General features: G+C 63.5%; 3 protein-coding genes. 1 reads left to right on the forward strand and 2 read right to left on the reverse strand.

Translation table 11 applies throughout. The features are described 5' to 3' along the window. On the reverse strand, positions 1-425 hold a 425-nt coding region (locus EN781_RS28955), incomplete at its 3' end, for a LysR family transcriptional regulator (protein ID WP_127400570.1). A 111-nt stretch (positions 426-536) separates the two neighbouring features. On the opposite strand from EN781_RS28955, the gene EN781_RS28960 reads away from it, so the two are divergent. Continuing rightward, positions 537-1,427: a fatty acid desaturase family protein gene (locus tag EN781_RS28960; protein WP_126059162.1), complete on the forward strand. Its 891-nt coding sequence runs from the start codon at positions 537-539 to the stop codon at positions 1,425-1,427. 10 nt (positions 1,428-1,437) lie between these two features. On the opposite strand, the gene EN781_RS28965 is transcribed toward EN781_RS28960, so the two are convergent. Then, positions 1,438-3,416: EAL domain-containing protein (locus EN781_RS28965; protein ID WP_127400571.1), on the reverse strand; the 1,979-nt coding region annotated here is incomplete at its 5' end.

Consider the following 3,416-nt stretch of genomic DNA (forward strand, 5'->3'; position numbering starts at 1 on the left):
ATGTCGATCAGCTCGCGGTCGAACGGCACCGGATCGTCGTCGCCCCTGAGCGAGATGTCGACGGCGCCGTGGCTGGCGACAAAGCCGGAGAGACGCTCGGAAAGCCAGCCCATCGCCATGGAAGGCGGCACCGACACGACGAGCCGGGGGCGGAATGCGCCGCCGCTGACCTCGCGCGAGACGCTGCCGATCTCCTGGAAGGCCATGGTCAACCTGGGCAGCATCTCCACGCCGGCTTCGGTCATCACGACGCGCCGGTTGACGCGATGGAACAGCTTGCGGCCCATCTGCGCCTCGACGGTGCGGATGAGCTGGCTGACCGCGGCCGCCGAGATCGACAGCTCTTCCGCAGCCGCGACAAAGCTCCCGGCGCGCGCCGCCGCCTCGAAGGCTTGCAGTCCTTTCAGTGAGGGTAGCGTGGCCACGGGCAATCCATAAGATAAGTTGAACTTATCTAGATTGCAGAAATCCTCATTTTTAGAAAGGTTTCTTTGTGGCTAATGTGCGTGAACAAAGTCGAGCAGCCGGAACGAACCATGGACCATCGCGACGTCATCGCATCGCTTACCAATGAGGAGCGCAGTCGCCTGACCGGCAAGTCGGACGGCCCGGGGCTCATTCAGCTCGCTGCCCATTTCGACGCCATCCTGCTGCTCGGAGGCCTGATCGCCGCCAAGGTGCCGTTCTGGCCGTTGCTGATGCTACCGCAAGGCATATTGATCGTCTTCCTGTTCACGCTGCTGCATGAGACGGTGCATCGCACCGCCTTCGAGACGCAGTGGCTGAACGATGCCGTCGCGCGGCTGTGCAGCCTGGCGATCGTACTGCCCGCCGACTGGTTCCGCTATTTCCATTTCGCCCACCACCGCTTCACCCAGGATCCGGACAACGACCCGGAACTCGCCTTTCCGAAGCCCGAAACCCTGCGGCAATACATCGTCCATGTTTCGGGTCTCCCGGTATGGTGGGGCCACTTCAAGACGCTCTACACCAACGCGACTGGTGGTGGCCATGAGAGCTACGTGCCCCCGAAGGGGCGTCCGAAGGTGCGCGCCGAGGCGCGCGCCATGATCGCCGTCTACGCCGCCGTGCTGTTGCTCGCGCTCTGGTTCAAGGCAACGGTGCTGCTTTACGTTTGGATCCTGCCGGCGCTGCTCGGACAGCCGTTCCTCAGGCTCTATCTGCTCGCCGAGCACGGCCGTTGCCCCTTCGTCGCCAACATGCTGGAGAACACCAGGACGACGCTGACCAACTGGTTGGTGCGCAAGCTTGCCTGGAACATGCCCTTCCATGCCGAGCATCACGCCTATCCCGGCGTGCCATTCCATCGGTTGCCGGAGTTCCACGGGCTGATCGAGCGCCATCTCAAGTTGATTGAGCCCGGCTATGTCAGCTTCCACGAAAAGTACATCGAGACGCTACGCTGAGCGTTCTCCTTCATCCGGACCGGCGCAGAGCCGTCCCCGTTCTCAGCAGCCGGTTGATCTCCGCCGCCGTCGACGGCACGCCGATCAGGTAGCCTTGCGCCTCGACGCAGCCGGCCTCGCGCAGCATGTCGAGCTGCGCTTCTGTCTCGACGCCTTCGGCGGTGACGGTGATGCCGAGTTGCGCGCCGAGCCCGATCACTGCGCGCACGATCGCCGCGGTGTCGCGGTTATCGATGTCGCGGATGAAGGAGCGGTCGATCTTTATCTTGTCGACCGGGAAGCGCCGGAGATAGCCCAGCGAGGAGTAACCGGTGCCGAAATCGTCGAGCGCGATGCGGATGCCGAGATCGCGCAGCTGGCCGAGCGTCTTCAGCACAGTGTCGCTCTCGTCCATCAGCACCGTTTCGGTGATTTCGAGCTCCAACCGGTCGGCCGGCACACCGGAGAAGGCCAGCGCCGCAATCACGCTGCGGGCAAAGGTGCCGCTCTTGATCTGCACGGCAGAGACGTTGACGGCGATGCGCATCGCATGCGGCCAGCCCGCTGCCGCCGTGCAGGCCTTCCGCAGCGCCCAGTCGCCCAATTGCACGATCAGCCCGGTTTCCTCGGCGGCCGGTATGAAATCATCGGGCGACACCCGGCCGCGCGTCGGCGAATGCCAGCGCATCAGGGCTTCAGCGCCGACGACCTCGCCGGAGGGGATGTTCATGATCGGCTGGAACTCCAGCTCGAACTCGTGCCGTGGCAGCGCTGCCTCGAGGTCGGTTTCGAGCACCTGCCGCGCCCGCACCATCGCATCCATGCCGGGCTCGAAGAACCGGTAGACGTTGCGGCCCTCGCTCTTGCCGCGATAAAGCGCCATGTCGGCATTCTTCAACAGCGTGTCGGCATCCTTGCCATCGTTGGGGTAGAGCGCGATGCCAAGGCTAATGCCGACATGCATGTCGCGGCTCTTGTCGCGATAGGGCTTGCCGATGACTTCGACAATGCGCTTGGCCAGCCTTTCGGCGTCGTCGGCGCCCTTGACGTTGAACTGGATGATGGCGAATTCGTCGCCGCCGAAGCGGGCGACGACATCCGTTTCGTTGCGCAGGCAGCGCTGCAGCCGTTCGGCCACGCATTTGAGCAGCCAGTCGCCGGCCGGGTGCCCAAAGGTGTCGTTGACCGCCTTGAAGCGGTCCAGGTCGAGCGAGAAGATCGCCATCGGCGCGACCGTCGCCTCGCTCAAGGCCTTGTCGAGGCGCTCGCGGAACATCGAACGGTTGGGCAGGTTGGTCAGCGTGTCATGATGCGCGAGATGGGTCATGCGCTCTTCGACAAGCTGGCGCTCGGTGACGTCGTCGAAAGTTGCCACCCAGCCGCCGCTCATCGGTCGTCGTGTGACCAAAAGCGTCCTGCCATCGCTAAGGTGGCGGTATGTCGAGTGTATTTTCGCCGCTTTCCGGCAGGCTTCGGTCTTGGCGACTTCGCTATCGACATCGATCTTCGTATAGATGCCGAGCTCCACCAGCCGTTCGAGCGCGTCACGATGGGTCGTTCCCAGCGGGAAATCCGCGGCGGTCACGTTGTAGAGTTCCAGAAAACGCTCATTGCGGACAATCATCTTGCCGTCCGCGTCATACATCAGCAGGCCTTGCGACATGTTGGCCAGCGCTGCGTCGAAGCGACGATGCTGCTCTTTCAGCTCCAGCTCGGCGCGCCGCTGCACGGTGATGTCCTCGTAGATCGACACCCAGCCGCCCGAAGCCAGCGGCCGATGCGAGATGTCGATGATGCGGCCATCCGACAGCGTTTCCTCATAGGTCGAGGGCTTCGCCCCGTCGATATAGGGCTTTCGGATGGCGTAGAGATCCGCCGCGCTGTGCGAGGCGACGCCGATCTCGACGCTGTGCTGGAGGATGTCGAAGAAGCGTATGCCGGGCCGCACGATCGCGGGGTCGAGGCAGAAGATGTCGAGGTAGTGGCGGCTTCTGATGATGATCCCCTCGT

Origin of the sequence: Mesorhizobium sp. M4A.F.Ca.ET.090.04.2.1 (assembly GCF_003999085.1) — a bacterium.
Classification (GTDB): Bacteria; Pseudomonadota; Alphaproteobacteria; order Rhizobiales; family Rhizobiaceae; genus Mesorhizobium.